The sequence below is a fragment of the Pseudobacillus badius genome, from assembly GCF_002189605.1.
Classification (GTDB): domain Bacteria; phylum Bacillota; class Bacilli; order Bacillales; family Domibacillaceae; genus Pseudobacillus; species Pseudobacillus badius.
Genome location: NZ_MWMM01000004.1, coordinates 48,690 through 74,802, shown reverse-complemented (window position 1 = coordinate 74,802; position 26,113 = coordinate 48,690). Strand labels below are relative to the sequence as shown.

At 43.8% G+C, this 26,113-nt stretch carries 22 protein-coding genes; 7 read left to right on the top strand and 15 right to left on the bottom strand.

What is annotated here, in order from left to right; translation table 11 throughout:
* The 4 genes from B1A98_RS09360 to B1A98_RS09345 form a co-directional block, all read right to left on the bottom strand.
* Positions 1-1,017: a zinc-binding dehydrogenase gene (locus B1A98_RS09360; protein WP_063385078.1), complete on the bottom strand. Its 1,017-nt coding sequence runs from the start codon at positions 1,015-1,017 to the stop codon at positions 1-3.
* Between the two features lie 183 nt (positions 1,018-1,200).
* Positions 1,201-1,590: a hypothetical protein gene (locus B1A98_RS09355; RefSeq protein ID WP_175345279.1), complete on the bottom strand. Its 390-nt coding sequence runs from the start codon at positions 1,588-1,590 to the stop codon at positions 1,201-1,203.
* A 129-nt stretch (positions 1,591-1,719) separates the two neighbouring features.
* Positions 1,720-2,040: a 2Fe-2S iron-sulfur cluster-binding protein gene (locus B1A98_RS09350; protein ID WP_041096088.1), complete on the bottom strand. Its 321-nt coding sequence runs from the start codon at positions 2,038-2,040 to the stop codon at positions 1,720-1,722.
* A 222-nt stretch (positions 2,041-2,262) separates the two neighbouring features.
* Positions 2,263-3,660 (bottom strand): M28 family peptidase, encoded by a 1,398-nt coding sequence (locus B1A98_RS09345; RefSeq protein ID WP_063385079.1) that lies wholly within the window; start codon positions 3,658-3,660, stop codon positions 2,263-2,265.
* A 331-nt stretch (positions 3,661-3,991) separates the two neighbouring features.
* On the opposite strand from B1A98_RS09345, the gene B1A98_RS09340 reads away from it, so the two are divergent.
* On the top strand, positions 3,992-4,789 hold the full coding sequence (locus B1A98_RS09340; protein ID WP_063385080.1) for an SDR family NAD(P)-dependent oxidoreductase: 798 nt from the start codon (positions 3,992-3,994) through the stop codon (positions 4,787-4,789).
* 46 nt (positions 4,790-4,835) lie between these two features.
* Here the strand turns inward: B1A98_RS09340 and B1A98_RS09335 are convergent, their stop codons facing one another.
* The 7 genes from B1A98_RS09335 to thiD form a co-directional block, all read right to left on the bottom strand.
* Positions 4,836-5,933: an ABC transporter substrate-binding protein gene (locus tag B1A98_RS09335; protein ID WP_063385081.1), complete on the bottom strand. Its 1,098-nt coding sequence runs from the start codon at positions 5,931-5,933 to the stop codon at positions 4,836-4,838.
* 13 nt (positions 5,934-5,946) lie between these two features.
* The gene (locus B1A98_RS09330) at positions 5,947-6,705 is read right to left on the bottom strand and encodes an ABC transporter ATP-binding protein (RefSeq protein WP_063385155.1); all 759 of its coding nucleotides are present in this window, start codon (positions 6,703-6,705) and stop codon (positions 5,947-5,949) included.
* A gap of 25 nt (positions 6,706-6,730) precedes the next feature.
* Positions 6,731-7,546: an ABC transporter permease gene (locus B1A98_RS09325; RefSeq protein ID WP_063385082.1), complete on the bottom strand. Its 816-nt coding sequence runs from the start codon at positions 7,544-7,546 to the stop codon at positions 6,731-6,733.
* Between the two features lie 168 nt (positions 7,547-7,714).
* Entirely contained in the window at positions 7,715-8,167 is a 453-nt protein-coding gene (locus B1A98_RS09320; protein WP_063385083.1) for a YaiI/YqxD family protein, read from the bottom strand.
* A 30-nt stretch (positions 8,168-8,197) separates the two neighbouring features.
* A complete protein-coding gene (locus B1A98_RS09315; RefSeq protein WP_063385084.1) occupies positions 8,198-9,784 on the bottom strand; it encodes an ATP-binding protein in 1,587 nt (528 codons plus the stop codon).
* A gap of 612 nt (positions 9,785-10,396) precedes the next feature.
* Positions 10,397-11,158 carry a hypothetical protein gene (locus B1A98_RS09310; RefSeq protein WP_063385085.1) on the bottom strand — a complete coding sequence of 254 codons (762 nt, stop codon included), beginning with the start codon at positions 11,156-11,158 and terminating at the stop codon, positions 10,397-10,399.
* A 153-nt stretch (positions 11,159-11,311) separates the two neighbouring features.
* Positions 11,312-12,136, bottom strand: coding sequence for a bifunctional hydroxymethylpyrimidine kinase/phosphomethylpyrimidine kinase (thiD, locus tag B1A98_RS09305; protein ID WP_063385086.1), 825 nt, complete (start codon positions 12,134-12,136; stop codon positions 11,312-11,314).
* A gap of 145 nt (positions 12,137-12,281) precedes the next feature.
* On the opposite strand from thiD, the gene B1A98_RS20750 reads away from it, so the two are divergent.
* The 3 genes from B1A98_RS20750 to B1A98_RS09295 all read left to right on the top strand — a co-directional run bounded on the left by B1A98_RS20750 (position 12,282) and on the right by B1A98_RS09295 (position 15,077).
* Positions 12,282-13,214, top strand: a complete 933-nt coding sequence (locus B1A98_RS20750) for a phytoene desaturase family protein (RefSeq protein ID WP_240492460.1) — start codon at positions 12,282-12,284, stop codon at positions 13,212-13,214.
* Positions 13,207-13,767: a phytoene desaturase family protein gene (locus tag B1A98_RS20745; protein WP_240492461.1), complete on the top strand. Its 561-nt coding sequence runs from the start codon at positions 13,207-13,209 to the stop codon at positions 13,765-13,767. The genes B1A98_RS20750 and B1A98_RS20745 overlap by 8 nt, the downstream gene beginning before the upstream one ends.
* 467 nt (positions 13,768-14,234) lie before the next feature.
* Positions 14,235-15,077: a polysaccharide deacetylase family protein gene (locus B1A98_RS09295; RefSeq protein WP_063385087.1), complete on the top strand. Its 843-nt coding sequence runs from the start codon at positions 14,235-14,237 to the stop codon at positions 15,075-15,077.
* Positions 15,078-15,200: 123 nt separating this feature from the next.
* Here the strand turns inward: B1A98_RS09295 and B1A98_RS09290 are convergent, their stop codons facing one another.
* From B1A98_RS09290 to B1A98_RS09270, 4 genes are all read right to left on the bottom strand, one after another.
* Positions 15,201-16,550: a polysaccharide deacetylase family protein gene (locus B1A98_RS09290; protein WP_158286027.1), complete on the bottom strand. Its 1,350-nt coding sequence runs from the start codon at positions 16,548-16,550 to the stop codon at positions 15,201-15,203.
* Positions 16,551-17,659: 1,109 nt separating this feature from the next.
* On the bottom strand, positions 17,660-18,631 hold the full coding sequence (locus tag B1A98_RS09280) for an NAD(P)H-dependent flavin oxidoreductase (protein ID WP_082821755.1): 972 nt from the start codon (positions 18,629-18,631) through the stop codon (positions 17,660-17,662).
* A gap of 184 nt (positions 18,632-18,815) precedes the next feature.
* Positions 18,816-19,973, bottom strand: coding sequence for a CapA family protein (locus B1A98_RS09275; RefSeq protein WP_063385089.1), 1,158 nt, complete (start codon positions 19,971-19,973; stop codon positions 18,816-18,818).
* Between the two features lie 198 nt (positions 19,974-20,171).
* Positions 20,172-21,848, bottom strand: a complete 1,677-nt coding sequence (locus tag B1A98_RS09270) for a glycosyl hydrolase family 28-related protein (RefSeq protein ID WP_063385090.1) — start codon at positions 21,846-21,848, stop codon at positions 20,172-20,174.
* Positions 21,849-22,128: 280 nt separating this feature from the next.
* On the opposite strand from B1A98_RS09270, the gene B1A98_RS09265 reads away from it, so the two are divergent.
* The 3 genes from B1A98_RS09265 to B1A98_RS09255 are packed head-to-tail and all read left to right on the top strand — an operon-like array spanning position 22,129 to position 26,064.
* Positions 22,129-23,124, top strand: coding sequence for a glycosyltransferase family 2 protein (locus tag B1A98_RS09265; protein WP_041096110.1), 996 nt, complete (start codon positions 22,129-22,131; stop codon positions 23,122-23,124).
* Positions 23,063-23,452: a GtrA family protein gene (locus tag B1A98_RS09260; protein ID WP_041096112.1), complete on the top strand. Its 390-nt coding sequence runs from the start codon at positions 23,063-23,065 to the stop codon at positions 23,450-23,452. The genes B1A98_RS09265 and B1A98_RS09260 overlap by 62 nt, the downstream gene beginning before the upstream one ends.
* Positions 23,449-26,064, top strand: a complete 2,616-nt coding sequence (locus B1A98_RS09255) for a YfhO family protein (RefSeq protein ID WP_063385091.1) — start codon at positions 23,449-23,451, stop codon at positions 26,062-26,064. The genes B1A98_RS09260 and B1A98_RS09255 overlap by 4 nt, the downstream gene beginning before the upstream one ends.
* Positions 26,065-26,113: the final 49 nt, after the last annotated feature.

Here is a 26,113-nt window from a genome sequence, read left to right as displayed (position 1 = left end):
TCATGCGCCGCTGTCTGGTATTTCTAATACAATCTTTCCAAATTGATGGCCTTTTTCCATATATACTTGCGCCTGGACCGCCTCTTCTAATGAAAAAACCCGATCAACGACCGGCCGGATGCGATGCTGTTCAAAGAATTGAAGCATCTGTTCAAAATCCCGGGGACTTCCCATAGTTGTTCCCATTACATTCAAATGCTTGAAAAAGAGCCGCGGAAGCACAAAGTCAGGTACAGGTCCAGCGGTTGCGCCAAAACTGACGATCCTCCCGCCCGGCTTAGCCAATTGAATCAGATCATTAAACGTTTGGCCGCCTACGCCGTCAATCGCAAGGTCTGCTCCTCCCATTTGAGCTTTCAACTCCTTGATGTAAGTGTCTGAACGATAATTTGTTCCGCCGGCTGCTCCAAGTTTTTTCGCTCTTTCAAGCTTTTCTTCACTGCTGGAAGTAACAAACACACGAGCCCCGGCGGCAACCGCGATTTGCAAGGCAAACAGCGCCACTCCACTGCCAATCCCTGGAATCAGCACATTTTCTCCTTTCTTCACATTGCCCCTTGTGATCAATGCCCGATAAGCAGTTAAGGCAGATAAAGGAAGGGCAGCTGCTTCCTCTAAAGAAAGATACTGCGGCTTTATATAAACGTTTTCAGCAGGCACAACGATGTATTGAGCATATGTGCCATTTGAAGGCATTCCAAGAATGGAATAGCTTGGTCCATTAAAAGCCTCTTCCTCTCCCCAATTTAAAGAGGGATTAATCAAGACTTCTGTTCCAATGTCCATAGCTTTCACGCCTTCTCCCACAGCGGACACTTCTCCCGCTCCATCAGCCCCAAGGATGGAAGGCAGCTTCATGCCCGGATACTTTCCATAAGTAATCCACACATCTCTTCGATTAAGCGCGGCATATTTCAGCCGCACGAGCACTTCATTCTTCCCAGGTACTGGAGTATTCACCTCTTCGTATGAGAGCTGTTCGGGTCCCCCTGTTTTTCGTAACACAATCGCTTTCATTTCGTTCCCTCCCCTTATAGCTGCTTCTCTTTATTTAAAATTAACCGAATAATCAGTAAATAACAACCTTTCTGCTTCTCTTTTTATTTAGGGCGACAGGCTTGTCCCCGCAATCCAATAAAAATCCGGCAGCTTAGTCTCTTCTTATTAAAAGAACTAAGCTGCCGAAAGCCTCTCTATTTCTTACCAATAGTACCCGTACGGATAGCCGTAACCATACGGATAACCATAACCGTAGCCATAACCATAATAAGGAGCAAGTAACGCGCTGCCTAATAATCCGCCGGCAAGCCCTCCGATGAACGGACTGCCAAAACCATAATAAGGATATCCAAAGCCATAGAATGGGCGGCCAAAGCCAAATGGTCTGCCAAAACCAAACGGTCTGCCAAAGCCGAACGGACGGCCGAACCCAAATGGACGACCAAAGCCAAACGGTCTGCCAAAACCACCAAACGGACGGCCAAAACCACCAAATGGTCTAATCCTGCTATCTTCAGTTATTGCCTGTTCTTCCTCTGCTCTCATATCGTACAGATGCCCTTCCGGCAACATTTGAGTTTCTGGGTTCATAAAAGCGCCTCCATCTTTTTAAAAATTTAAGTTTCAATTAATCATATGCTTAAATCACAGATTTTCTTGGGCGCTTTTTAAATCTATCGGGCGATGTCTGAAGATTGAAAGGCGGATCATGACAGAGTGTTATTCAGCTGGCCGCGGCCCTATTTTCATTCCCGAATTTTCTTTTGTTAAAATCGGGCGTACCGTCACGTCACCATTGACATAAACCTGGCAGGATAACCGCAAAAGATCTTCAATCCCCTTTTCCGAAAAAGCATTTTTTTCTGCAAGGGTCGCTTCATAGTATTCACCGTCCAATACTTCTACCCGGCAAGTTGTGCACCTTGCTTTTCCTCCGCATTGATGGAGAATATCTACACCGTTATCTTCCAACGCTAAAACTAATTTTCGGCCTTTCTCTACCTCGAACTCTCCATATCCGATAACAGAAATAATGGGCATCTAAATGGCCTCCTCGCAAAGATTCCTTTTCTTCCTCGTCAAATACCAGTGTCGGTTAAAGAACAAATTTGTATACAAATCAGCACAGACCTGCCTATCACACCAATAATCGGCTGCTTTCTTTATATGCTGATTGGCATGGATCAAGGACCGTTTTTAAGCAAAAATAAAGAGAGCAGCTGGAAAGCAAGCTCTCCAACCACTCTTAGTATGCTCGTATGCTTAAAGCGGGCGTTCTTCAAAAGGAGGCTCCGCCGGTTTCGGAGCTACTTGAGCACGCTCTAGAGCAGGCGTGTCTTTGCGGGCAATTTGATAAACGCCGGCACCGACTACTTTCGCCATAGCCTCCATTTTTTCTTTGCTGATTTTATCAATTGTATCTGTCGGCTGATGATATTCCGGCTCTAGCGGTGCATAAGAGAAAACAGCGGCAGCAATACCGCCTTCATGAAACGGCTGATGATCGCTCCGTCCAACCTTTCCATAGGTAAGCGGCTTAAACACGCGGCTGCTTGCTGATGCCCCTGTATTGGTAACGACGTTTCTCTCGCCATCTACTGTAAACATAATCATATCCCCTGCATTTTTGCTGCCGACCATATCAAAATTGAACATGCCAACCGACCGGTCAATCTCCTCTTTCGTTAACGTAGAGACGTAATGATAGGAGCCGAGCAAGCCGAGCTCCTCTGCGCCGAACGTCAGAAAGCGCACTTCCGTATCTGTTTGCTGGCTGCTCAATACACGGGCAATTTCCAGATTTACCGCCACGCCGGATGCGTTATCGCTCGCACCAGGAGAGCCTGGTACAGAGTCATGATGGGAACCAACGTAAAGAATTTGTCCGGTATCGTGATTTTTATGAGCTTTTTTCACAGCTACCACGTTATGGGACGTTTTTGTAACCATGCCGCCGCCCAGCACTTTTACCGTTGCTGTCACCGTCTGCTCCTTCTCTATTAAGGTTTTCAGTGCTTCTCCTTCAGCCTTTGTTAAGCCAAGTGTTGCTACATAATTTCCAGAAGAAGGGAGGCTGCTTTTTAAAGGGCCAGTTGTATTATTATAAATAAGTACAGCCTTTGCCCCTGCTGCCGCTGCATTCGCTGCTTTTTCAGCAAATGTGATGCCTCCCCGCTCGATCAGCGCAATTTTTCCAGCTGCGTCCTTGCCGGCAAAATCAGACGCCCGTCCCAATCCGGCATCCACGATTTCTCCGGTTACTCCCTCAGCTGGAGTATTGGGAGAATACTTGAAAACACTTGGCTCTAAACCTTTTCCGGAATGCCCGGCAATTTGAATCGAAATTTCTTTTGCTTCCTCATAAGTTTGAAACGTAAACGGCTGGATGTTCACATCCAATCCGTAGGAACGATATTGGGCAGCGATATAGTCAACCGCTTTTCTTTCCGCTTCGCTGCCTGTCACGCGCTCTCCAATGCCGACAGACAAAGCCGAAACATGCTGATAAATTTTCTCGGCATCAATTTTTTGAACAACCTTGTTGTCCAATGCCTGCGTTGCCGCCTTAGCCGCGATAGGCGCCTCATAAACTGAGAGCGGCACCGCCAGCACACTTGCTGCCATCACGCCGGATAAAACCGCTTTTCTCCACTTCCCCATCTTATTCCCCCGCTTTCTTGTTTTTTATGATTCGCTCTTGCTGACATAATTATGTAAGTTATTGATAATCATATAGGAAAGGAAGCGTTTTCAAAATAGGCTGTTATTAGTATATTTGCCTATATCCAGCTGATTTTTCCTGCAATACTAATCTCATAGACCTATAAACAAAGAATAAACATGTGATTAAGTCCTCCCGACAAACAGGCACGGCCTAGTCAAAAACGCCTTCGGTTCTCCTGTACGCCTATTTATTCGTGCATTTAACAGCTATTCTGTTATACTATTTAAATAGTTCTGAATACTTTCTATACATAAAGGGGTTTATAGAATGAAAGCACATACAGATTTCAATGGAAAAGTCTGTTTGATCACAGGAGCAGGAAGCGACTCAGGCATCGGTTTCGCTGCAGCTGAGATTATTGGCGGACTCGGCGGAAAAATAGCGATTACCTCCACAACCGAACGGATTTACGAACGGGAAAAGGAACTAAAAGACCAAGGGATAGAAGCAACCGGCTACACCGCAGACTTAATGGATGAGAAACAAGTGCACAAGCTTGTGCAAAGTGTATTGAAGGATTACGGAAAAATTGATATTCTCATCAACAACGCCGGAATGGGGCAGGTTGGCTCCCCTGAAAAATTTATTCCTTTTGCTGAACTGGATGCAACAGAGTGGGACATCTCCATTTCCCGCAACTTATCTACATGCTTTTACGTCACTCGCGCCGTTCTTCCACAAATGATTGAAAACAAGTATGGAAGAATCGTCAATGTTTCGTCTGTTACCGGTCCGCTCGTCAGCAATCCCGGAGAGTCTGGCTATAGTGCAGCTAAAGCAGCAATTGTTGGGATGAGCCGAGGAATTGCTATTGAGGTGGCCAAGCATCATATTACCGTCAATAATGTGGCCCCTGGCTGGATCGCGACCGGTTCACAAACAGAGCATGAACGAATTGCAGGTGAAAATACACCGATGGGCCGAAATGGCCACCCTGATGAAGTTGGACACTTGATCACCTTTCTTGCATCGGAACAGGCTTCTTATATTACCGGCCAGCTTTTCGTTGTGGATGGCGGCAATACGATTCAGGATTATAAAGGCCCCCGCGAACATTATTATTAATAGCAAAAGAGCACAGAAGAATCCTCTGTGCTCTTCTCCATTTCCTTTATTTATTTGTCTCGTATCCCCCGATGATTTTCACAGCTTCTGCAGCTAATGACGGATCGATCGCTTGGTCAAGGTCAATCGTTCCGCGAATGGCCCCGTTGGCCTTATACATGTCGTACTGCTTTTTAATATCCTTAACGTACATTTGTCCGTCTGGGTTTAACCCTGTCACAAAAACATTTTCCCACATTTTTTCATCTTTCAGAGCAGTATGCTTTGTCATAATTTGAATAATTTCTGCTTTGTTTTTCCCGTTCATAAAAGCGTCATTGTAATCGCGAACTCCCTTTAAATAGGCGGTCATAAACCGCAGGGATACCTCTTTTTCTTCGTTGACAAATTGCGGCGATGCCAGCACCATAGCGATCTGTGCTTCCGGCGCATAGTCAGTCGTGTCGCCAAAGCGCACGTGAAGCCCTTTCTTCTCTCCCTGGGTAATAAAAGGCTCGATCTGAAGAGCCGCATCGACAGTGCCATTGTTCACCGCAGCCATCATACTCCCGAAATCAGGCATTAATACGAATTTTACCTCCTCTCTTGTCAGTCCGCCGTGTGCAATCATTTGCTCAAATATATAATCATCTACACCATCTTTCGTTGAAATAGCAATCCGCTTTCCTTTAAAGTCTGCGTACTCTTTGATTTCCCCTTGTTTATCTTTGCCGATCACGAAAGAGAAGTACGATTTCCCTTTCACATTGTGTCCTTTATCAGCAATAATCTTTACATCAATCCCTTGGGCAATGGCGTTGAAAAAAGAAGCTGTTGATACACCGCCGGCAATATCCACTTCTCCAGCAGCCAAAGCCGGCAGCATATCATCGCTATTGGCAAATTGAGCAAACTTTACTTCGATATTATAATCTGCAAAATATCCTTTTTCTTTTGCGATGTAAAAGCCGGCACCTGAGGCCGCTCCATCTTCTGCGATAACGACAGTCGTTTTCTTTTTAAGAGGAGTTAAATCGCCGGATGGGTTCTTTTGATTTGCATTCCCGCCAGAGTCCCCCTCTGTTCCCGATGGTGTGCAGCCGCTGACGAGCAGCAAGAAAGCGGCCAGCAGCAGCGAATAAAAACAAAGCATTCGTTTTCCCATCACTTTTCCTCCTTTATTCTCTGGATGCTTGCACTTCATCTTGCAAATGCTTGCGTATCTCCATAAAAGCAGCGGCCGCTCCCTGATCCGCCCGCACTTGCTCCATGGTACGCGGCCGCGGCAAATGAACTTGAATTTCGCTGGCGATCTTTCCCGGCTGGGCACTCATCAGCAAAATCCGATCTGCCAGCAAAAGGGCCTCATCAATGCTATGAGTAATAAATAACACCGTCTTCTTTGTCTCTGTCCAAATCGCCAGCAGCTCCTCCTGCAAAATAAATTTATTTTGCTCATCCAAGGCAGCAAACGGTTCATCCATCAATAAAATCTCGGGGTCATTGGCAAAAGCCCGGGCAATGCTCACACGCTGCTTCATGCCGCCTGAAAGCTCCTTAGGATAAAGGGAGGCAGACTCGTTCAGCCCTGTTTTCTTCAAATAATAGTCCGTCCGTTCTTGAATAATGCTTTTCGGCAGCTTTCTCATTTTCAAACCAAATGCGACGTTCTCCTTGACTGTCAGCCAGGGAATCACTCCTTTTTCCTGGAAAACCATTGACTGCAGCGGCCGATCCTTACCGCTTGGCACAATTTGATAAGAGCCGGTGCTTGCCTTCTCAAGACCGGCCAAAATTCGAAGCAGCGTTGTTTTTCCGCAGCCGCTTGGTCCAACGAGACAGACGAATTCTCCGTCCTTAATCGTCGTGGTCATTCGATCCAAAGCTGTGACACGGCTTTCTTTTTTATAAAAAACCTTCGTCAAATTTTTAATCATGATTTTAGACGGCTCTTTCACTTGATCACCTCCAAGGAATTAGCTTTTTTTGCAGCATTCGCAGTCCCAGCGAAAAGAGATAACCGAAAAATGAAATTAAAATCAGCCCGACAAACATCTCCTTTAATAAAAAGGCTTTATACGATGTCCATATTAAATAGCCGATGCCTGATGTGGCTCCCATCATTTCCGCCGCTACAATGGTAAGCAGCGCAATAGCCTGCCCCATCTGAATCCCCTCAAGCATGACCGGAAGGGAACCAGGCAACGCAATTTTTAAAAAATACTCTTTTGAACCAGCTCCATAGTTTTTGGCGACATCCAAATAAATCGCATCGATGTTTAACACGCCGGCTGCCGTGTTGATCACGACCGGAAAAAATACACTGCCGGCAATGGTTACAACTTTGGACATATCGCCAATCCCGAATAAAATAATAATAAGCGGAAGCAAAGCAAGCGTCGGAATAGGCATCAGGGCCATCACCAGCGGAGAAATAAAGTGGCGGACCGGAGAGTAAAGCCCCATTAACAGCCCAATAATCACTCCGGGAATCACTCCAAGCAGGAATCCCGCAAAAATACGGTAAAGAGAAATCCAAATGTGGCTGAACAGTTCTCCGCTCATCCCCATCGCAAGGAACGTCTTTAGAATCTCAAACGGCGGCGGAAAGAAACGGGGATCAATTAAAGCCGTGCGCGATAAGAATTCCCAAAGCAAAAGCACAAAAATAGGGGAGCAAATCGTCAGTGCTTTTTTGTACCTTTCTTTTCTTTGCTGCCTCTTCCATTCTTCTTGTTCAACCTTAAACGGATCAAAACGAACAGCTGTTTTTTTCATCCTTCACACCTCACCACCTCTACAACTATAAAGTATGTAAAAAGCCCAGAAAGTGTGAAACTAAATGGCGCATCCGCCTCCCCATCTCGAACTGTCAGGAGAACATATAAAGCCCCGCCCTTGTTAAGATAGATAACAAGGGCAGGGCTTTTAGCGCGATCTAAAGATTTAATTTCCAGGAACGATTAGCCGTTTAATAAGCTTTGTCAGCTGTTCTTCAAACTGCTGATCATCTTCCCTGCGTCTTTTTTTCGGTCCTTTTAACCTGCCGCCAGCTTGCCGCGCTTTTTTAGCAGCGTGGCGAAAGCTGAGAAGCTGATCAATATTCTCCGTTGTATACAGGCGGCCGTTTTGATCAATAGGATGAGCTGCCTTAGCAAGCACCATAGCGGCCAAGCCATAATCTTGCGTCACGACAATATCTCCTTTTTTCACTCGATTCACTAAAACAAAATCAACTGCATCCGCTCCTTTTGACACAGTAATTGTCTCCGCTCCCTCTCTCTGCATAAGATGGGCAGTGTCGCAAATCAATGTAATCTTCAAGCTGAATAGTTGGGCTATTTTGATCGCCTGATCAATAACCGGACAGCCATCTGCGTCAACTAGAATAGCCGGCATGACACTCCACTCCTCCCTCAGCATGGGAAGTCATTCCATGCTGCTAATCGGCAAAACCATCTCCACCGTCGTTCCTTTTTTTACTTTGCTTCGGATGTTCAGCATCCCCTTATGCTGCTCAATAATATGCTTGATAATCATATAGCCAAGCCCTGTGCCCGCTTCCTTTGTTGTGTAAAATGGGGTGCCCAGCTTCTGAATTTGCTCAGCCTCCATCCCTTCTCCTGTATCTGTGATTTGGATCATCACTTTTGCATCCGGTGTTTCTTCCATACGGATGATCAGCTGCCCGCCCAGCGGCATCGCTTCGACGCTATTCTTAAAAATATTGATAAATACTTGTTTTAATTGATTTTCGTTGCAATGAACCCTGCAGCCGTCTGTTATTGCTTCTGTTATTACTTCGATATTGTTCATACTGGCTTGCGCTTGGAACAAAGCAATGGTTTCCTCTAATATCTTCTTTACATTCTTGTTCTGAAAATGGACAACGTTCGGCTTAGATAACACTAAAAATTCACTGACAATCAAATTAATCCGATCAATTTCTTCAAGAATTAACTGAGCGTGCGACTCCTCAAAGCCTTTCTCTGCAAGCTGGATAAAACCGCGGATCGTCGTAAGCGGATTCCGGATCTCATGAGCAACACTCGCAGCCATTTGGCCTACAGCCGCAAGCTTTTCTGTATTTACCAACAGCTCTTCTGTCTGCTTGCGGCGGCTAATGTCCTTTATTTGGGCAAAAGCGCCGATTAATCTTTGTTGTTCATCGAGAATTGGCAGTGCATCAAATAAAACAGTCTGCTCACGTCCATCCTTTTCAGCGAATGATAGCTCCAGATCTGTGTATTGCTCATTCTTTTTGATCACCTCGTTTAAGTAGGCGCCAAAACGGTCCAGTATATGAACCGGTTGAAAAAGCACCTGCTCTCTTTTCTGCCCGGTCAACTGCTCAGCTGCATGGTTAAACCCAATCAGGTTTCCTTCTTTGTTTGAAATAATCATACCGTTTCTCGTCGTATTCATAATCAGCTGATTGATGATATGCAGTTTCTCGTTTTGATTCAGCAGCTGCAGCTCCCTTTCGATCGAATCTTTCATCATAAGCAACAAGGTCAGTAATAGAGGGCTGCCTTGATCAACGGTTGTCATAAAGGAAATGGCGCCTATCATATGGCCGCTGATCGGATCTTTAATGGATACGCCATAACAAGCCGAAGCATGAAGACAGTGATGGTAATGGTCGAGACCGATGACTTCGATAGGCTCATTGTACTTTAACGCCAAATTAATACAATTGATTCCGTAATTTTCTTCCGTAAAGTGCACGCCTTCTTTTATGCCTAACTGATTGACTGTCTCTTTAATCGTTTGATCTCCAAGCATTTGCATGACGTAACCTTCGCAATCGGTCGTAGCCGTTAACACCGGAAATCCTTGCATGGAAGAAACAAATCTTTCAAAAGAATGATGAACAATCTTGAGGAAGCGCTTATGCTCTTGACACTTTTGCTTCAGCTCCTCCCCTGACAAGATATCGTTGAATCCCGGTATGGCGAGAGGGTCCATTCCCCGCTGCCGGCATTGCTGCTTTAAGGCATCAAAACATACATCCATTCTTTCTATTCTCCCCTATCCCTTAAATAACTAATTGTTTTCTGCGGTTTCGCCTATAGCTTGAGTTTATCAGAAGAATGATTAAAACCGAACAACCTATTTCTTAGGTTCTCTTGATAGATTATTAATTAATAAACAACCAGACCAATAGATAAATTGTGAAAATCCCGCTACCATCCCCTCGTAAATGAAAGGAAGCAAATGTATTTATGTATGTGACTTATTCTGGATTCTAGACAAGCAATTGAGGAGAATCGCAGAGGTTAGGAAGAAATATCTCATCATTTAGTGAAGATGGATCAAGTAGTAAACTAGGATTTTGCAGCTGCAGCTTTAAAATAAAGCAGGATCAAAACCCTCTCACAAACCGGTATTTGATGATAAATAAAAAGAATCTATTTTGAAAAAAGATGGATCAAAATAGATTCTTATCTAGCAGATGTAAATCTTATTTTATAAAAAAAGGTTGATCACCTCTGTGATCCTTGTGCCATTAAAGCGCCCTATTCTGGAATAAGTGTATGTGATTGCTCCTTCATAGAAGAACCTATAAGACTGCTTCCTATTATTTGGACAATGCCTCAATTAAAAGCAGGAAGCGGCAGATGACAACTAGCGTCTTGAATCGGTATAACCATTCGATTCCTCCACCATTTGCTTTAAGTATCCTTCGGGAATGGCTTCAGTCATTAAGATATTCTTTGAAAATGACTGATTCTCTGTCGTTGTAATTTCAAGTAACAGCCTATCCTTTAAGCTAAGTTTGTATGGCTCATGAATAATAATGTCTACTGTATCTCCTTGTTTAAGTGTCAAGGGGAAAACAGCTTCCTCACGATTTTGCTCGAAGGAAATCGTTGCTGCACTATCATAATGACCAATTGAATCAATCGTTACATCTTCCGGAGATGTATACGTATAGCGAAGTAAATGATGATCCTTTGCCACATCAGCCGCCTCGTCTTCCAATAGAAGAACAAGCGTGGTTTCAATCGGAGAATAGTCTTCAAATGAAATTTGAACAGGTAATACACGTCCTTCAAAGGAAAGAAAATAGGCAAGCTGGTCATCTGTCAGTTTCACTACGTCTTCTCGCAGCTCATAGCCATTTTGCGCTGCTAATACTTGTGTCAAATCAGTTATCCCATCCTCATGAATGTTTGGTCGCAGAGGATAAAAACCTTTTGTGTTATGCGCAATTTCCATTACATACGTATCATCATCTTGATCAACTATATATGAAACTGCTAATGTTTTAGTTGCTTCGTCAAATTGAACAGACATTATAACAGGTTCTTCTAAATTTACTTTGGGCCAAGCGAAATATACACCCACCGCCATGAAGGCCGCTAAAGTAATGATCCATTTCTTCATCTGACAGATCAGCCCCCCTCCTCTTAATACTTCACTCACTCAAGCAAATTGGCTTACACCTCACACATCTATTTATGGAAGAAATCAATTGACAAAACAAACAGAATCCAGAAAATACCAACAGAATTTTTGGCCTTTCATGGAGATCATCGTTTATTCTGCCGTCACTTTACAAGCTGTTTCATTGTATTTGCCATAAGCGGCATGATTCGTCGGTCCGACACCTCTTTTAAAACGAATGGAGTGTCGAATGGCTGCCGTAATAAATCTTTTCGCTTTTTCCACTGCTTCTGGCACACTTTTTCCTTTCGCCAGCTCAGCGGTGATCGCTGCCGAGTATGTACAGCCTGCTCCATTGGTGTGGATCGTATCAATGCGCGGGGCTTCCAATAAGAAAAATTGCTTGCCGTCAAATAGGACATCAATAGCTGGTCCTTCTAAGCGACCGCCTTTGACAAGAACATATTTCGGACCGAGATGGTGCAGTGCCTGCGCTGCTTCTTTTAGCTCTTCGATCGATGTGAGTGGACCAGCTTCTAATAGTTTGGCTGCTTCAGGCATATTGGGCGTAATGATCGTGGCCAGGGGCAAGAGCTTTGTTTTCATGGCATGAACCGCATCATCCTTTAGTAAGGCAGACCCCATCTTTCCGATCATTACTGGATCAACAACAATATTAGCCACAGCGGCTTCTTCAATCCACTGGGCTGTTTTTGCAATAATTTCTTCCGTGAATAACATACCTGTTTTAATCGCATCGGCTCCAATATCATGCAAAGCGGTATATACTTGTGCTTCAATCGCTTCAATCGTTTGCGGGAAAATTCCTTGCTCAGTTCGCGGATGACTAGCCACGATCGCAGTAATGGCACTCATTCCAAATACATCTAGCTCTTGAAATGTTTTTATATCTGCTTGAATGCCGGCGCCCCCTCTAGCAGCTGAGCCAGCAATTGATAATGCTCGAGTAATGGTCATAATATCTGATCCTTTCCAAATAGATGGTAGTTTTATTATATCGGGGAAGGACAGAAAGAAGCAATCATCACTATCTGACTGGAGAAAGAGCTAGAATTTGAGTTTATTTATTTTCCTCTTCATAATGAGGATGGGAGGAATGGATATGTCAAAACGTGTCATGGTTGTAGGAGCAGGTATAGCCGGGTTAACGGCTGCTTCAATGCTTGCGAAAGTCGGATATCAAGTAACGGTATTAGAAGCATCGTCTGAACTTGGAGGTTGTGCTGGTAAATTTCAAAGGCGTCCGTTTTTATACCCGGCAGGAGCGACATTAGGAATGGGGCTTGAGCCAAACGGCATCCACGAACGAGTATTTCGTTTTTTGCAGAAGCCGTTTCCGGTTGAACCGTTAGAAGTGGTGATGGAGATGATTCACCCTGCTCATACTTTTACATTTTATCGGGATCGCGTCCGGCATGTAGAGCAAATGAAAGCGCTATTCCCAGAAGAGGCAAAACGGATTGAGGCGTTTTATCAAGAAATCTTTGAAACAGCAGGCATCGTACGGACGTTGATGCAACGATTGCCGATTTTACCGCCAACCACTATTCGGGAATGGAGCTACTTACTGGTGTCGATTCGCCCTATTCATGTGAAGCTGTTGCCTAATTTTAACCGAACATTACATGATGTGTTGAAAAAACACTCTCTACATACCTTGCGTCCTTTCGTTCATATGCTTGATGGGCTGCTCATTGATAGTATGCAGACCGGGAGCCGGGATGTGTCTTATTTGCTGGCAGCAGTTGCTCTCGATATTTATCACGAAGGCGCCTTTTATGTGCCAGGCGGCTTGTATCGGCTAGCTGACAGGATGGGTGAAAGCATAGTAGAAAACGAAGGCGTTATTAAGAAAAGAAGAACGGTTGAGAAGGTGACAGCATCCGGCAATCAATGGGTTGTATATGATCATCGAGGTCAATCGTACGAAGCCGACTTTGTGATTTTAAACAGCGCCATTCAGCAGCTGCCGCAATTGTTGGAACCAAAAGCTGGTTCAACAGCTGAAAAAACCGCTGAAGCAGCATGTGAATGAACCAACGTGGGTAACGCTCACACTGTATATCACTGTTCATGCGCAAAAGCTGGGTGAGCCATTGCCATTATTTCGGCAAATTTCAACGAGCAGTGACGGCAATATGGCCGAAGGAGAGCATTTTTTCATGTCTGCCTCCGAGTTAGGAGATCACAGGCGAGCGCCAGACAATTATCAAACGATTACGATCTCTACGCATTCAGATCCAGCTCACTGGGCAACACAAGAGCAGTACGATCATTATCGTGCGGCCTTGGCAGAAAAAATGTTAACAGCAGTTGAAAAAGTCGTCCCCTCCTTCCGAGAATCAATTGAATCGATGGAGTACGGGGCACCAAAGGCGTGGGAAAACTACACGAAAAGACCAAATGGCTACGTCGGCGGTTTTCCGCAAACAGTTGCCCACGCTTTATTCCGCTCTATTTCACACCGATCAGGCCTCAACAACCTCTACCTTTGCGGAGACCATATTTTTCCTGGCGGAGGAACGATCGGAGCGGCGGCAAGCGGGATTCATGTGGCTCGATCGATCTCGAAAAGCCGGTTGATTTAACTAGCAATCAGTGAGGAATCAAGCCCCTCACTGATTGCAGGTTCACTTTACGAGTCTGCTATTGTCAAGAGTCATCGCTGCCTCTTTTAGAACAGTGACTTCCTCAGCATCAGGTTGTGAGCGGCAGTCCCCTAATTTTTGTTGCAGTGCCTCTAAAAATTCTGTTGGCTGATCCAAATAGACCCGTGCTTTATGAACTTCCTTGAACTGCCCAAAGTAGCTAACAGGAGCGTTTTTATTTGCAGTGAATTCAGCCTGCCTTCCCTTGTGATTGTGAATATTTTATAATTAGGTCATTTTCATAGAGGAAATGATCTATTGTCGTTTTGTCACCATTGCTTAAAAAATATCAGGCGGATGTATGGATTGTTTCCTATTTTTCTTTACACAGTGAAACCCAAACTTGTTCATGGAAGGTTATAATAAAGTGATTGGTACAGTTTGAGATGAAAGAACGAGGGAGAAATATGAAAGCAAGATGTTTACTATTAAGTACGTGTGTATCTTTATGTTTGCTGCAAGGGTGTAGTCAGAAAGCGGAGGAAGAATCGATTCCGGCAGCGGAAAAAGAAGCAGCAGAAGTGTCAAAAAAGGCGCCTGAAGAAGTAATGAAGCCCCTTGATTTAAGTGCATTTGAACGCAAGCCTGTGCAATGGGGCGAACAGGTGGATGGAGTAAAAACGAGAATGAAAACAGACGAGAAAAAAATGGCGCTTACCTTTGATGCATGCGGAGGGGCTCATGGCAGTGGCTATGACGAAGAACTGCTCTCTTTTTTACGGGCGGAACAGGTTCCCGCTACGTTGTTTTTAAATGAACGTTGGATTCAGGCAAATAAGGCGCTTTTTTTAGAGCTAGCGGCTGATCCTTTGTTTCAAATTGAAAACCATGGAACGGAGCATGCCCCGCTGTCTGTCGCAGGCGGAGAAGCGTGGGGAATTGAAGCCACTGCCTCGCCGCAAGCCGTTTATGATGAAATTATGAGCAATCACCAAACGGTAAAAGCCTTGACAGGCAAGGAGATGACGATGTTTCGTTCGGGAACAGCTTATTACGATGAAGTGGCTGTTCAATTAGCGGAGGAGCTCGGCTATCAAGTAGTTAATTTTGATGTGCTTGGCGATGCGGGAGCGACATTTTCGAGCGCACAGGTGAAACAAGCATTAATAAGCGCAAAAGAAGGTGCCATTGCTCTGTTGCATATGAACCAGCCGCAAAGCGGCACAGCTGAAGGAGTGAAGCAAGCGGTACCGGTTTTGCGGGAGCAAGGCTATGAGTTTGTGCTGCTTGGAAATGAAACGTTAGAATAAAAATCAGCTTCAGATTTTTAGCCTATACGCCACCCCGCGTCGGCTAGAAGAAATAACTTTAGCAAACAAAAAGAAACACCGCCGCCTGGTTATTCAGGCGGCGGTGTTTCTTTGCTGCATCCATCAGTTCACTTTACTATAATATGGACCTAATTCCGACTGGTTGTTTAATGACAGCAGCTGTGACACGGTTATAAATTGATAGCCTTGTTTTTTAAGAGCTGTTAATAAGGAAGGCAGTGCTTCTGCTGTTGAAAGGTGAATATCATGCATCAATACAATCGAGCCAGGCTTGACCGTCCGCAGAACTACATCTTTGACGGCTTGGGCATTCCGGCTTTTCCAATCGAGCGAATCAACTGACCATAGAATAATTGGTGTCCCTTCGCGCTTAGCCGCATGCAGGACTTTATCATTGTAAGCTCCGTACGGAGGGCGCAGCAGTGTCGGCTTATATCCAGTCGCTCCTTCAATCTTGCGGCTTGCTTCTCCAAGCTCTTGCTGAATTTGATCATCTTTTAACGTGGACAAATCTCGGTGACTCTCAGTATGGCTTCCGATCTCGTGCCCTTCAGCCAATACCTGCTGGGCTACTTGAGGATAATATTCAGCCTGACTGCCCAGCATAAAAAACGTCGCAACCGCATCATGGGCTTTCAACGCACTTAAAACTTTGGGAGTTGAAGTGGCATTCGGCCCATCATCAAAGGTAAGAGCCACATATTTCCCATTAGGATCCAATTTAACAGGCTTCACACCCGGTTTTATAAGCTGTCCTTTTGACTGCCCAGATGTTTTGATTTCCTTGGCGATTTCTTCTTTTAAAAACGGCTTCACCTGCTCCACCGGAAGAACTGCTTTCAATGATCCAGCTGGCCCGGCTGCTGCCTCGTGCTTATCAAAATACAGAATAAATGATTTTTGGCTGATGGACCATTTCCACTGACGTTCATCTTTCAGAGCATCCTCCAGTAAATCGTCCATTATGTAAAAGGCGATATCTTCCTGGCTGTTTAATTGATCGGTCACCAACGCGCGGATTTCATCCAGACTGTCTTTCTTATCCTGCAAAATATCCGTTACCGTTAAAATTTTATTTTGAGCTAAGTCAATAACAAATGTTTTAATTGTCTCTTGTCTATTTGCTCCCCCAGTGTACTGATAAGCGGAAAAAACAAGACTGTATATATGGTCATTGACTTTGCCTGTATCTACTTCAATTGTTAAGTTTGCACGCTTTTTCTTTTCAAATAAATTCGAATGGGCTTTCACCTCTTCGATAAATTGTTCTTCCTGTCTTTTTGCCCATTGCTGAATCGGCTGGTTGACTTTTTCGCTGGCGGCAAGAGGCATGCTGATCGCCAATGTATAATCTTTCGTTTCACTCGTTCTTGTTTCCAGCTGTAACCCAGGATATTTGCTCAGTTTCTTTGTTTCTACTTTTTCATTCTTTGCATATGTAGAGTTTTCCAATATACGGTTAAATCCTATGAGTACAAAAAGAAAAATTATAGTCAGAATGACCCAAGCAGGCCAACGCAATCGTTTCATTTTCTCTAAATCCCTTCAATAATAGCTAGATAATATGAATCTATATACACTGTAATAATTGCATGTAAGTTTTCTAGCATTTAGCAAAAAAACCAAATGTCGACCTCTCGTATTTTATGCTATTTTTTGTTAAAGGTCAATGGAATCAGGGAATATAATTCGACAATATGGCAAAAAATATAAAATAGAAGGTTATAAGAGAAAATGTAAACGATTCCCCTTTTGTATCTTTTCTGAAAAAACAGACTAAAGAACCATAAAAGTCTTTTTCGACCCTTTAGTAAGTTAGATGCATCGAACAATGCGGACGGTTGATTTCAATTCCAATCCTCAAGGTGCACGAGGGTAGAACAGTCCTATAATGATGGCTGTTTTAGAATAAATAGATCAATCTCCCGAGTTAAACTTTCGAAAAACACCCCAACAGAGCCAAATGGGTGTGATCGCTTTAGATCAGCTTGTCCCATACAGCCATTTAGCCCACCAGATGACGGGCATAACCAATTTATTCAACTGAACATCCTTTACTTTGCCTATATTTCTTCAAGATTTATTGAAAAATAACTTATTACCTATCAAGCTGCCGACTAAAGCAGATAACCCAGTAACTATTAATGAGGTAACAAGGCTTGCGTTAGGAATTAAATACTCTGATAAAAAAACCATCATTCCAACAAATAGACCTGTAAACAAAGCCGTTCCAACGTTGCCCTTTTTTATAACAGACACCTCCAATATTTGACATAAAAACGATAATGATTATTCTATACGGCGAAACCTTTTTATAGGTTTCGCATGCTATTCAAATCACTCCGTTAGTTGAATAAGTATTACACATTGAACTTTGACAAGCGTAAGCTATCATAAATGCCCGTCATTCAAATTGCTCAAAATCCATTTGTTTTAATGGCTGAACCATTATAATAGAGCCTAACAACAAAAGAGGTTCAGAATAAGAGCATTCTGAACCTCTTTTGTTCGCAAGCCAAGACATGAATGAATAATCATTCATGTCTTGGCTTGTCTTTTCGCTATACTTTTTCGCTTATCAGCATTTGTCTTGCTTCATTATAGGAATCTTTCAGCTCATCAACAATTTGCGAGACAGTTTGAACGCTGTGAATCGTATGAACGCCTTGGCCAGCTGACCAAATATTTTTCCATACTTTCGGGCCCTCTTCATTCATTTTGGAGAAATCGGCTTGCTCCTTTTTCTCTAATTGATCGGGATCCAATCCTGCTTGCCGAATACTGGGCTTTAAGTAATTAGCCTTTACCCCGCTGAAAGCGCTTGTGTAGATTAAGTCATCCAGTGTGGAATCTATAAGCATGTCGCGGTACTCTGTTTGGGCAAAGCTTTCTTCTGCTGGAATAAAACGGGTTCCCATATAAGCAAAATCAGCTCCAAGCGCTTGTGCAGCCATAATATCACGGCCGTTCGAGATGGCCCCTGACAGAATGGTGATGCCGTTCCAAAACTCCTTCACTGCCCCGACAAATGCAAAAGGATTAATCGTGCCTGCATGGCCTCCTGCTCCTGTGCACACCAATATCAATCCGTCCACTCCTCTTGCAGCTGCTTTTTTGGCATGCGACACAGTAATTACATCCGCGAAAACTAAACCGCCATATTGATGAACAGTTTCTGCGACTGGACTCGGGTCGCCTAACGAGGTAATAACAATCGGCGGCTTATATTCTTTAATTAACTCTAGATCTTCGTCATACCGCTTATTTGAACGGTGAGCGATAAAGTTAACGGCCCAAGGAGCGATAACCTGGCCCGGGTTTTGGCGCTCGGCTTCCTCCAGTTCGAGTGTAATTGCTTCCATCCACTCCTTCAGCGTTTCTGCTGTCCGGGCGTTTAACAGCGGAAACGAGCCGATTATCCCTGATTTGCAGCCTTCAATCACCATCCGCGGACTGGATACTAAAAACATTGGAGCCATAATCACCGGCAGAGATACTTTCTGTTCCAGCTTTTTCATGAGTTCTTTTCTCACCTTTCCCCCTCCTTTTTTTCAGGTATACCCTATTCTTCGTCATCTCTGTCCGGAAATCCTTTGATTCTCTTAAAGAACATGATTGATTTTTCTGCCGATTTTGATGCGGAGGAGCCCCTTCCGCTCTTTTAAATACAAAAAAAGCCGGGCAAATAATGTCTTATTTGCCCAGCTTTCCTTTCGCTTACTTGCCGGTTTCATATTGCAGCCAATCTGATCCATTAATTTGGTCAGAGACATCGATAATTTTCTTCTTGACTCGCTCCGCTTCTGCGCCTTCCAATTTTTTAGGCTGATAGTTATTCCTATAGGCCACAGAAGAGATAGAGAATGGAACAACATTAATCTCTTTTTTGTCCGTCAATTTCCCGTTCTTCAGATGAAACGTTTGCTGGAATACATACGTATCTTTATCGCTTGGGTTGCGGTTGCCGCCAAACATAAAGTTGCCTAGACTGTAAACAATAAATTTGCCATTGTATTCTTCTATCCCTTGAACGACATGAGGATGATGACCAAGAACCAAATCGGCCCCGCTGTCTACCGTGTAATGTGCCAGCGTTTTTTGTGACTCTGCCGGCACATAGCTTCGTTCCACTCCCCAATGATAATGAACAAGAACGATTTCAGCGCCTTTTTTCTTCAATGACTGGATATCCTTTGCTACTTGCTCGCGAATCTCTTTTGTATCGTTCCAGCCTTCATAGCCGAGAGCGCCTACCTTTATTCCTTTTACTTCCGTTATATATTGATGGTCATAGCCAAAGTAGCCTATTTTTTGTTTCTTTAGTGTCTCTATCGTATCTTCATAGCCTTTTTGCAAATAGTCATGAATATGATTGTTAGCCAGATTGACGCTCTCAATTCCGCCAAGCTCCAAAATTTGTGCATAGGAAGGATCACCTTTAAAGCGGAATTTCTTGACGGCTTTTTCTGTAGCATTTGTCAAGGTCGTCTCTAGATTAACAGTTGATAAATCATCGTTTTTAAAAATATCGTCTAATTCTGCTACAAAGTACGGAAGACCATTCTTTTCTGCTTCATCAGGAAAAGAGCCTGCATATTGGAACGTTTCATCCGTCCCAAGCGTAAAGTCTCCAGCCGCACTGATGGTGAGCGTGGTTTCCTTTATCGGCGCCGATTGTTTTTTCTCTGCTTGCTTTGCTTCTGCTCTTCCTTTGTTCGTATCTACACTTGCTGCAGTTTCACCAGATTTTAAGCTGAAATTATATATGGAGAGTCCGACAATCAACATACTGAGAACACAAAGCGTCAGTTTCACTGATTTTTTTAAGCGTCTGCGCTTTCTTCTCTTATTTCGGCTGTTTAGTTCATTATTCATCTTCTTGCCAATAGCCCCTTTATGTGATTATTTTTCCACCTCCTATGAATATACTACAATTTTTGTTAAATAACTATCACTATTTTATCAGGGTTTGTGTATCTATCCGGCTGTTTCTGGTACCCTTCCAGCCCTCCCGGGAGAAAACCGCAGGATGAAACAAAAAACAGCTTCAACCTGGGCATTTCTGCTATCACATTAGCGGTTCAAAGCCTCCTGTGAAAAATCAGTTTCATATCCATGTGCCACAATGTTCTTCAAAACTGCCGATGAAGTTTCTGCCTGGCAGCCGCAGGTTCCGCCTGTTACCTTGGCGCGCAAATTTTCGACGGTTGCCTGTTTCACCCCTGCCCCGATCAAAATGCCCGTTTTAGCCGACTGTTCAATTACTACATTTTTCATATGGACATCATCCGCCTTTTGCGCTCCGCCAAATACTTTGATATCTACTCCGGCCGTTCGAAAGTCTTTGATGTGCAAGTTGTGAAGGTGGACGTTTCGTGCTCGGTATTGAATAGCGATGACCGGCTGTTTGTTATAGTTGTAAACCGGGTCGCCGACCGCAGCAAACCGGTTGATTACCACATTTTTATAAGCCGATACAACGAGAGCCCTCGGCTTGGAATCCCGATAAAGGGCGGTTCTGATAGGAGCGACGGCCACAATGCGGGAAGCCGTAATATTATAGGCGGTGAGCGATTCCGGGTCGTCGGCACTATGATGGCCAATATGCCGGAAATTAAAGGAACGATTATCATTCACAGATAAGTGGCCAATAATATGCACATTGTTTGCGGCTGATGAATTATGATGCGCCTTTACTTCCACTCCGCCAAAGCATCTGGCGGTCGAGTTGTTGAACAGCCAAACGTTTTGCGACCCATCGTCTACTTCGATGCCGTTCGAATTAGAAAATCCTTCATTATGCGCCTTTCCGCTCGGATCACACATATGAGAATTAGAAATGAAAATATAATCGCTATGATGGGTGGTGATGCCGTCATCGCCAAACCCATAGCCCTGCAGGCCGTCGAGCCAAACGTACTTGCTGCCCCCCTGCGCTCTCGTTCCATCCCCTGAGTAACTGTATTTCGTGGAGGACACATCGAAGCAATGCAGACCCGGGTTGACCGCCTTCACCTTTTTGACCCATCCATAGGTCACATGGGCATAAGTCAGGCAGCTTGAACGGTTGCCGCCTGTGCTCGTTCGCGGGATATCTCCAAGGCGTTCGACATTCCAATCGAGTGTCATGTTTTCCACACAAAGATGATGATTGCCTTTTTTATGATCTGCATTGGTAATCAGCCAACTGCTTTTCGGGGCTTGATCATGAAGCTTAAGAATTGTTTGCTCTGCTCCTTCTCCCATCAGATAAGTAAAAGAAGGAAGACGAATTTCTTTTACTATGAAGGTTCCTTTCGGGATGCGCACCCTTACTTTTCCGCTGCCGATTGCTTTCTGAAACGCTTCTGTACAATCTGTTATGCCGTCACCTACAGCTCCAAACTGCTCCACACTGACTTCTCGAACGATGTTATTTAAAGCGGCGTATTCCTTATCCAGCCTTTCCTTCCAAGCTGGAAAAACATTTCCATACTCATCTGTTAAAGTGGCTGATGGCACAGCAGGCTTCGCTTTCTCTGCCGGAAGCAGCAGCTGAACAAAAAATGAAACAGCCCTCTGAATAAAACGGCTAATCGAGAACGGCCGGGGCGTCTCCGCAACAGCAGAGGCAGAATAGCGAGTTTTTTGTCTATCGAATAAATTGTTTGTTTCCTGAACAATTTGGTTTATAGATGGTTCATTTTGGAAAAACTGAGAAATGAGCTGATCATTCTTGGAAGGATTATGATTTTTAGGTAAATCAAGCATAAGCTGACACCTGCCCTTTCAATAAGCTTTTTTATTTGTTGCTATCAAATGTACCCTTGTTTTTCAAATGAAATCAAGCTTGAATGACTGAACCTTTCTTTCAAAGGATTAAAAAATCCAGAAATAGGGTATATGTCGATTTGACAGAATGTATATCATAAACAGCAATATCATGGCTTAAACTTTCTTTTCATTCTTCTGTCAATTTGGGGCATACATAAGAAAGAAACTGCACGTTACACAACAGAACCAATTTTATGAAGAGAAGAGGCGGAGAAGTGTGAATACCATTTCAATCATCATACCAGCTTATAATGAAGAAGCGAACATCTCGTTAATCTATGAAAGCATCAAAAAAGAATTTACAAAGTTAGCGTATGATTTTGAAATCTGTTTTATTAACGATGCCAGCACAGACAATACACTAGAAGAAATGAAACAATTAGCTGTAAAAACAACAAAAGTAAAATTCATCTCGTTCTCGCGCAATTTCGGCAAAGAAGCTGCCTTGCTTGCTGGCCTGCAGCATGCCAACGGCCGGGCCGTCATTATTATGGATGCCGACTTGCAGCACCCTCCTTCTTTAATTCCTAAGCTGCTGAAAGGCTATGAGGAAGGATTTGACCAGGTCATTGCACGGCGCAACCGCAACGGGGAAAAAGCGGTAAAGAGATGGCTTTCCTCATCCTATTACAGGTTAGTGAACCACATTGTGGATGTCGAGCTGGAGGATGGCGTTGGGGACTTTCGGCTGCTCAGCGAAAAAGCGGTTCAAGCCGTTCTTTCCCTTAACGAAGGGCAGCGGTTTTCTAAAGGGCTGTTTTCATGGATCGGCATGAATCAAAAAATCATTGATTACAACAACGTATTAAGAGAAAATGGGGAAACAAAATGGTCATTTTCCAAATTGTTGAATTATGGGCTGGACGGTTTTATTTCATTTAACAACCGGCCGCTAAGAATATGCTTTTACTCAGGAGCAGTTGTTTTATGTTTGGCGCTTATTTACAGCGCAATTACCTTTGTTCAAATTTTGCAAAACGGCATCGAGGTTCCCGGTTACTTCACGATTATTACAGCCGTGTTAATACTGGGGGGCATCCAGCTTGTCAGCCTCGGTGTAATCGGCGAGTACATCGGCCGAATTTATTATGAAACCAAAAAACGGCCGCCTTATTTAATACAGGAAACCAATTTTATGAACGGAGCGCAGTATGAAAAGAACAAGCCAAGAATTTATCAGATTCGTCATAATCGGGGGAATCAATACCTTTAATTATTACTTTGTTTATTTACTTCTTCATAAGATCCTCGGATGGCTGTATATGCCCTCCCATGTGATCGCCTTTTTCGTCAGCTTTGTCGTTTCCTTCTTTTTAAACTCTTATTTTACGTTTAAGGTAAAGCCGACATTGGCAAAATTTTTAAAATTTCCGTTATCGCAGGCGGTTAACTTTGCAGCTTCTTCCCTTTTTATGTATGTGTTTATTGAATACTTCGGTATAAACAGCATGATCACTCCTATCCTGGCTGTATTCGTTGCCCTGCCTGCTACATTTATCGTTACAAGCAAAATTTTGAAAAAAGAGAGTGTTAGTGCATGAGAAAAAAAAAGGTCTTGCTTTTGATGATAAGCAGTCTGCTTTTATCGGCGGCTGCTCATTTCTTTTTTATCCAAGAGTGGCTGAATGGACGATTTATGATCGGGCCAAATGACGGCTTGTCGCAAATGGTTCCGTTTAAGAAATTTATTTACGATCAATATAGCGAGGGGAATTTCTTTTATTCATGGGCGTTTGGCTTAGGGGGCGGATTTTACAGCCAGCTCGCTTATTACTTTTCTACTTCCGTCATTTTCCTTATTACTGCAGCCATCGTTTTTTTATTAGAAACTGCTGGACTCATCTCGCCCCCTGATTTGTTATTTTGGGCGAATAGCGTATTAATCGTCAGCCTTATCAGACTCGCTCTAATTATCTTAACAACTGCCTTCGTCTTCAAATACATGGACATTCGCCTGTCAGCAGCTTTTACCGGCGCCGCTGTCTACGGCTTGTCGGTTATGTATTTTCGGCATGTCATATTTTGGGAGTTTTTCACAGATGCGATGCTCTGGCTGCCCCTTCTCGTTTTAGGCACGGAGAAAATCATCCGTGAGGGAAAACCGGCCTGGTTTATCGTTGCCTGGTCGCTCATGTTTTTCAATAATTTTTACTTTGCTTATATTCACTTGATCTTTTTATTTATTTACCTCCTGTTCCGCTGGCTGATGCCGCTTGCCAAACAGGAGCTTCCCAAACAGAAACAGCTCGGGCTTTTTTTCATGGGAGGGCTTATTAGTTTCTGCATAAGTGCTATTTCCTTTCTCCCTGCTGCATATGGATTTTTTAACAATCACCGGCCGGCCTATCAAGCAGAGATTCCTTTTTTCCTAATTACAGATCATGTACTATACGCCAGCAAGTATGTGATTTTGCCGGCTATCCTGCTGTTATTTCTCTTCACTGTCCGGTTATATAAAGAGCGTACATACCGTTTTTTTGCTGTACTGACTGTTTTCTTGATTATTCTTCATTTCAGCCCATGGGCAGCAAGCGCATTCAACGGCTTCTCGGCCCCGCAATACCGCTGGGAATATCTGCTTTCCTTTGCAGCAGGCGGCTGTGTAGCGGCGGGCTTGCAAGTGCTGCATAAGCTTCAAATCCGGCCGCTTATTCTCTCTGCAGCAGGAGCTTTTTTGCTTTATTGGCTGCTGGCAAAAGTAACCATGCAGATCATTGAGCCCGCGCTTCTTCCGACCTTTGCACAGCAAAGAGACCTAATTATTCAGCTTTTTGTGCTTTCTGCTCTTCTGCTGATGCTTTACGTATGGAAAAAAAGAGCCGTGCTCTTCTTTTTGTTACAGCTTGCCATTATCGTCTCCTGCCTCGTTGTTGTCAATAAGTATGAACAAATGACCATGTCTGAAAAATTCGGCGTAGACCAGGTTTCCCGCGACTTTTTGCAAAGCCCGGAATATGACGGAGCGGAGCAGCAGCAATTGATCAAAGAAATTCAGCGTTCCGAAAAAGATCCTTTTGCACGAATCGACTGGATGAACGGCCTTAGAAACAATACACCGATTGTGCAAAACTTTAACGGAACAAGCCTGTATTCAAGTATCTTTAACCAGGAACTGCTCTTCTTCTATTGGCGCGATCTGCAAATCGATATGGGCCGGGAAAGCGTGAGCCGTTATGCTACTTTGGGCAACCGGGCAAATCTTTACGGCTTGCTGCAAACGAAGTACTGGATGAGAGAAAAAGGGGCAGCCGCAAATGCGCCATACGGTTTCACTCCGATAGCGGAAACGGCTCACTACAAAGTATTCAAAAACACGCTTCCCCTTCCGTTTGTTCGAACGACAAGTAACGTATTTTACGAAGAAGACCTGAAAAACCATTCGGCGCTTGACAAAGAACACGCCATGCTTTCAGGAGTCGTGCTGGAGAAAAAGCATGGGCCAGGCCAGGTAGTGGAAAAAGAGAAAAATACGATTGAACAAGCGGAAATCAGAGAGGCGGATGCCATTTATAAGAACGGCAAATTACAGGTGGCGAAAAATGGCGGCGGCCTGATCATCACCCCCCATCCTTCCTCCGAAAAAACAAAAGATTATTATGTGCAATTCTTTATTAAAAATGTTCATGGAAAAGGTTTTAAGCTGAAAGTCAATCAATATGAAACCACAAGAAAAGCGGCTGAGTCTATTTACAAAACCGGCATTTCCACAGTTGTGATTCGGGTGCCGAAAGCGGAACGACTCTCCATCCAGCTGCCTAAAGGAACCTATGAGTTAAAAAATCTGAAGCTGTATGAGGAAGATTACGAGGAGCTGCACCGAGCGGCCGCACAACCGATGAAGCAGCCTGCTATGAACTGGAATAAGAACAAAATCAGCATTGAATATAAAAATACAGCAGGAGAGAAATATATGGTGCTTCCTATCCCATTTGAAAAAGGATGGCACCTGAAAGTAAATAATGAAACGAGGCAGATTGAAAAAGCGAATTTTGCCTTTACCGGCATCCCACTGCAGGCAGGTATGAATCGTATTGAACTCGTCTACCGTCCGCCCTTCTTTGCTTTATCAATGGTTTTGCTCGTTCTTGGTCTCTTGGGAGCTGCCTGGCTTATTCAGAGGACGTCTAGAAGGAAAAAATATTCTCATGTTTAAACCAAGCGCCTACATGGTAAATATATAAAGAATATAAAAATATGAGGAG

Excerpts from the sequence above, each read along its gene's own strand:
- B1A98_RS09360 (WP_063385078.1), bottom strand. The coding sequence starts at position 1,017 with ATGAAAGCGATTGTGTTACGAAAAACAGGGGGACCCGAACAGCTCTCA.
- B1A98_RS09355 (WP_175345279.1), bottom strand. The coding sequence starts at position 1,590 with ATGAACCCAGAAACTCAAATGTTGCCGGAAGGGCATCTGTACGATATG.
- B1A98_RS09350 (WP_041096088.1), bottom strand. The coding sequence starts at position 2,040 with ATGCCCATTATTTCTGTTATCGGATATGGAGAGTTCGAGGTAGAGAAA.
- B1A98_RS09345 (WP_063385079.1), bottom strand. The coding sequence starts at position 3,660 with ATGGGGAAGTGGAGAAAAGCGGTTTTATCCGGCGTGATGGCAGCAAGT.
- B1A98_RS09340 (WP_063385080.1), top strand. The coding sequence starts at position 3,992 with ATGAAAGCACATACAGATTTCAATGGAAAAGTCTGTTTGATCACAGGA.
- B1A98_RS09335 (WP_063385081.1), bottom strand. The coding sequence starts at position 5,933 with ATGGGAAAACGAATGCTTTGTTTTTATTCGCTGCTGCTGGCCGCTTTC.
- B1A98_RS09330 (WP_063385155.1), bottom strand. The coding sequence starts at position 6,705 with ATGATTAAAAATTTGACGAAGGTTTTTTATAAAAAAGAAAGCCGTGTC.
- B1A98_RS09325 (WP_063385082.1), bottom strand. The coding sequence starts at position 7,546 with ATGAAAAAAACAGCTGTTCGTTTTGATCCGTTTAAGGTTGAACAAGAA.
- B1A98_RS09320 (WP_063385083.1), bottom strand. The coding sequence starts at position 8,167 with ATGCCGGCTATTCTAGTTGACGCAGATGGCTGTCCGGTTATTGATCAG.
- B1A98_RS09315 (WP_063385084.1), bottom strand. The coding sequence starts at position 9,784 with ATGGATGTATGTTTTGATGCCTTAAAGCAGCAATGCCGGCAGCGGGGA.
- B1A98_RS09310 (WP_063385085.1), bottom strand. The coding sequence starts at position 11,158 with ATGAAGAAATGGATCATTACTTTAGCGGCCTTCATGGCGGTGGGTGTA.
- thiD (WP_063385086.1), bottom strand. The coding sequence starts at position 12,136 with ATGACCATTACTCGAGCATTATCAATTGCTGGCTCAGCTGCTAGAGGG.
- B1A98_RS20750 (WP_240492460.1), top strand. The coding sequence starts at position 12,282 with ATGTCAAAACGTGTCATGGTTGTAGGAGCAGGTATAGCCGGGTTAACG.
- B1A98_RS09295 (WP_063385087.1), top strand. The coding sequence starts at position 14,235 with ATGAAAGCAAGATGTTTACTATTAAGTACGTGTGTATCTTTATGTTTG.
- B1A98_RS09275 (WP_063385089.1), bottom strand. The coding sequence starts at position 19,973 with ATGAATAATGAACTAAACAGCCGAAATAAGAGAAGAAAGCGCAGACGC.
- B1A98_RS09270 (WP_063385090.1), bottom strand. The coding sequence starts at position 21,848 with ATGCTTGATTTACCTAAAAATCATAATCCTTCCAAGAATGATCAGCTC.
- B1A98_RS09260 (WP_041096112.1), top strand. The coding sequence starts at position 23,063 with ATGAAAAGAACAAGCCAAGAATTTATCAGATTCGTCATAATCGGGGGA.
- B1A98_RS09255 (WP_063385091.1), top strand. The coding sequence starts at position 23,449 with ATGAGAAAAAAAAAGGTCTTGCTTTTGATGATAAGCAGTCTGCTTTTA.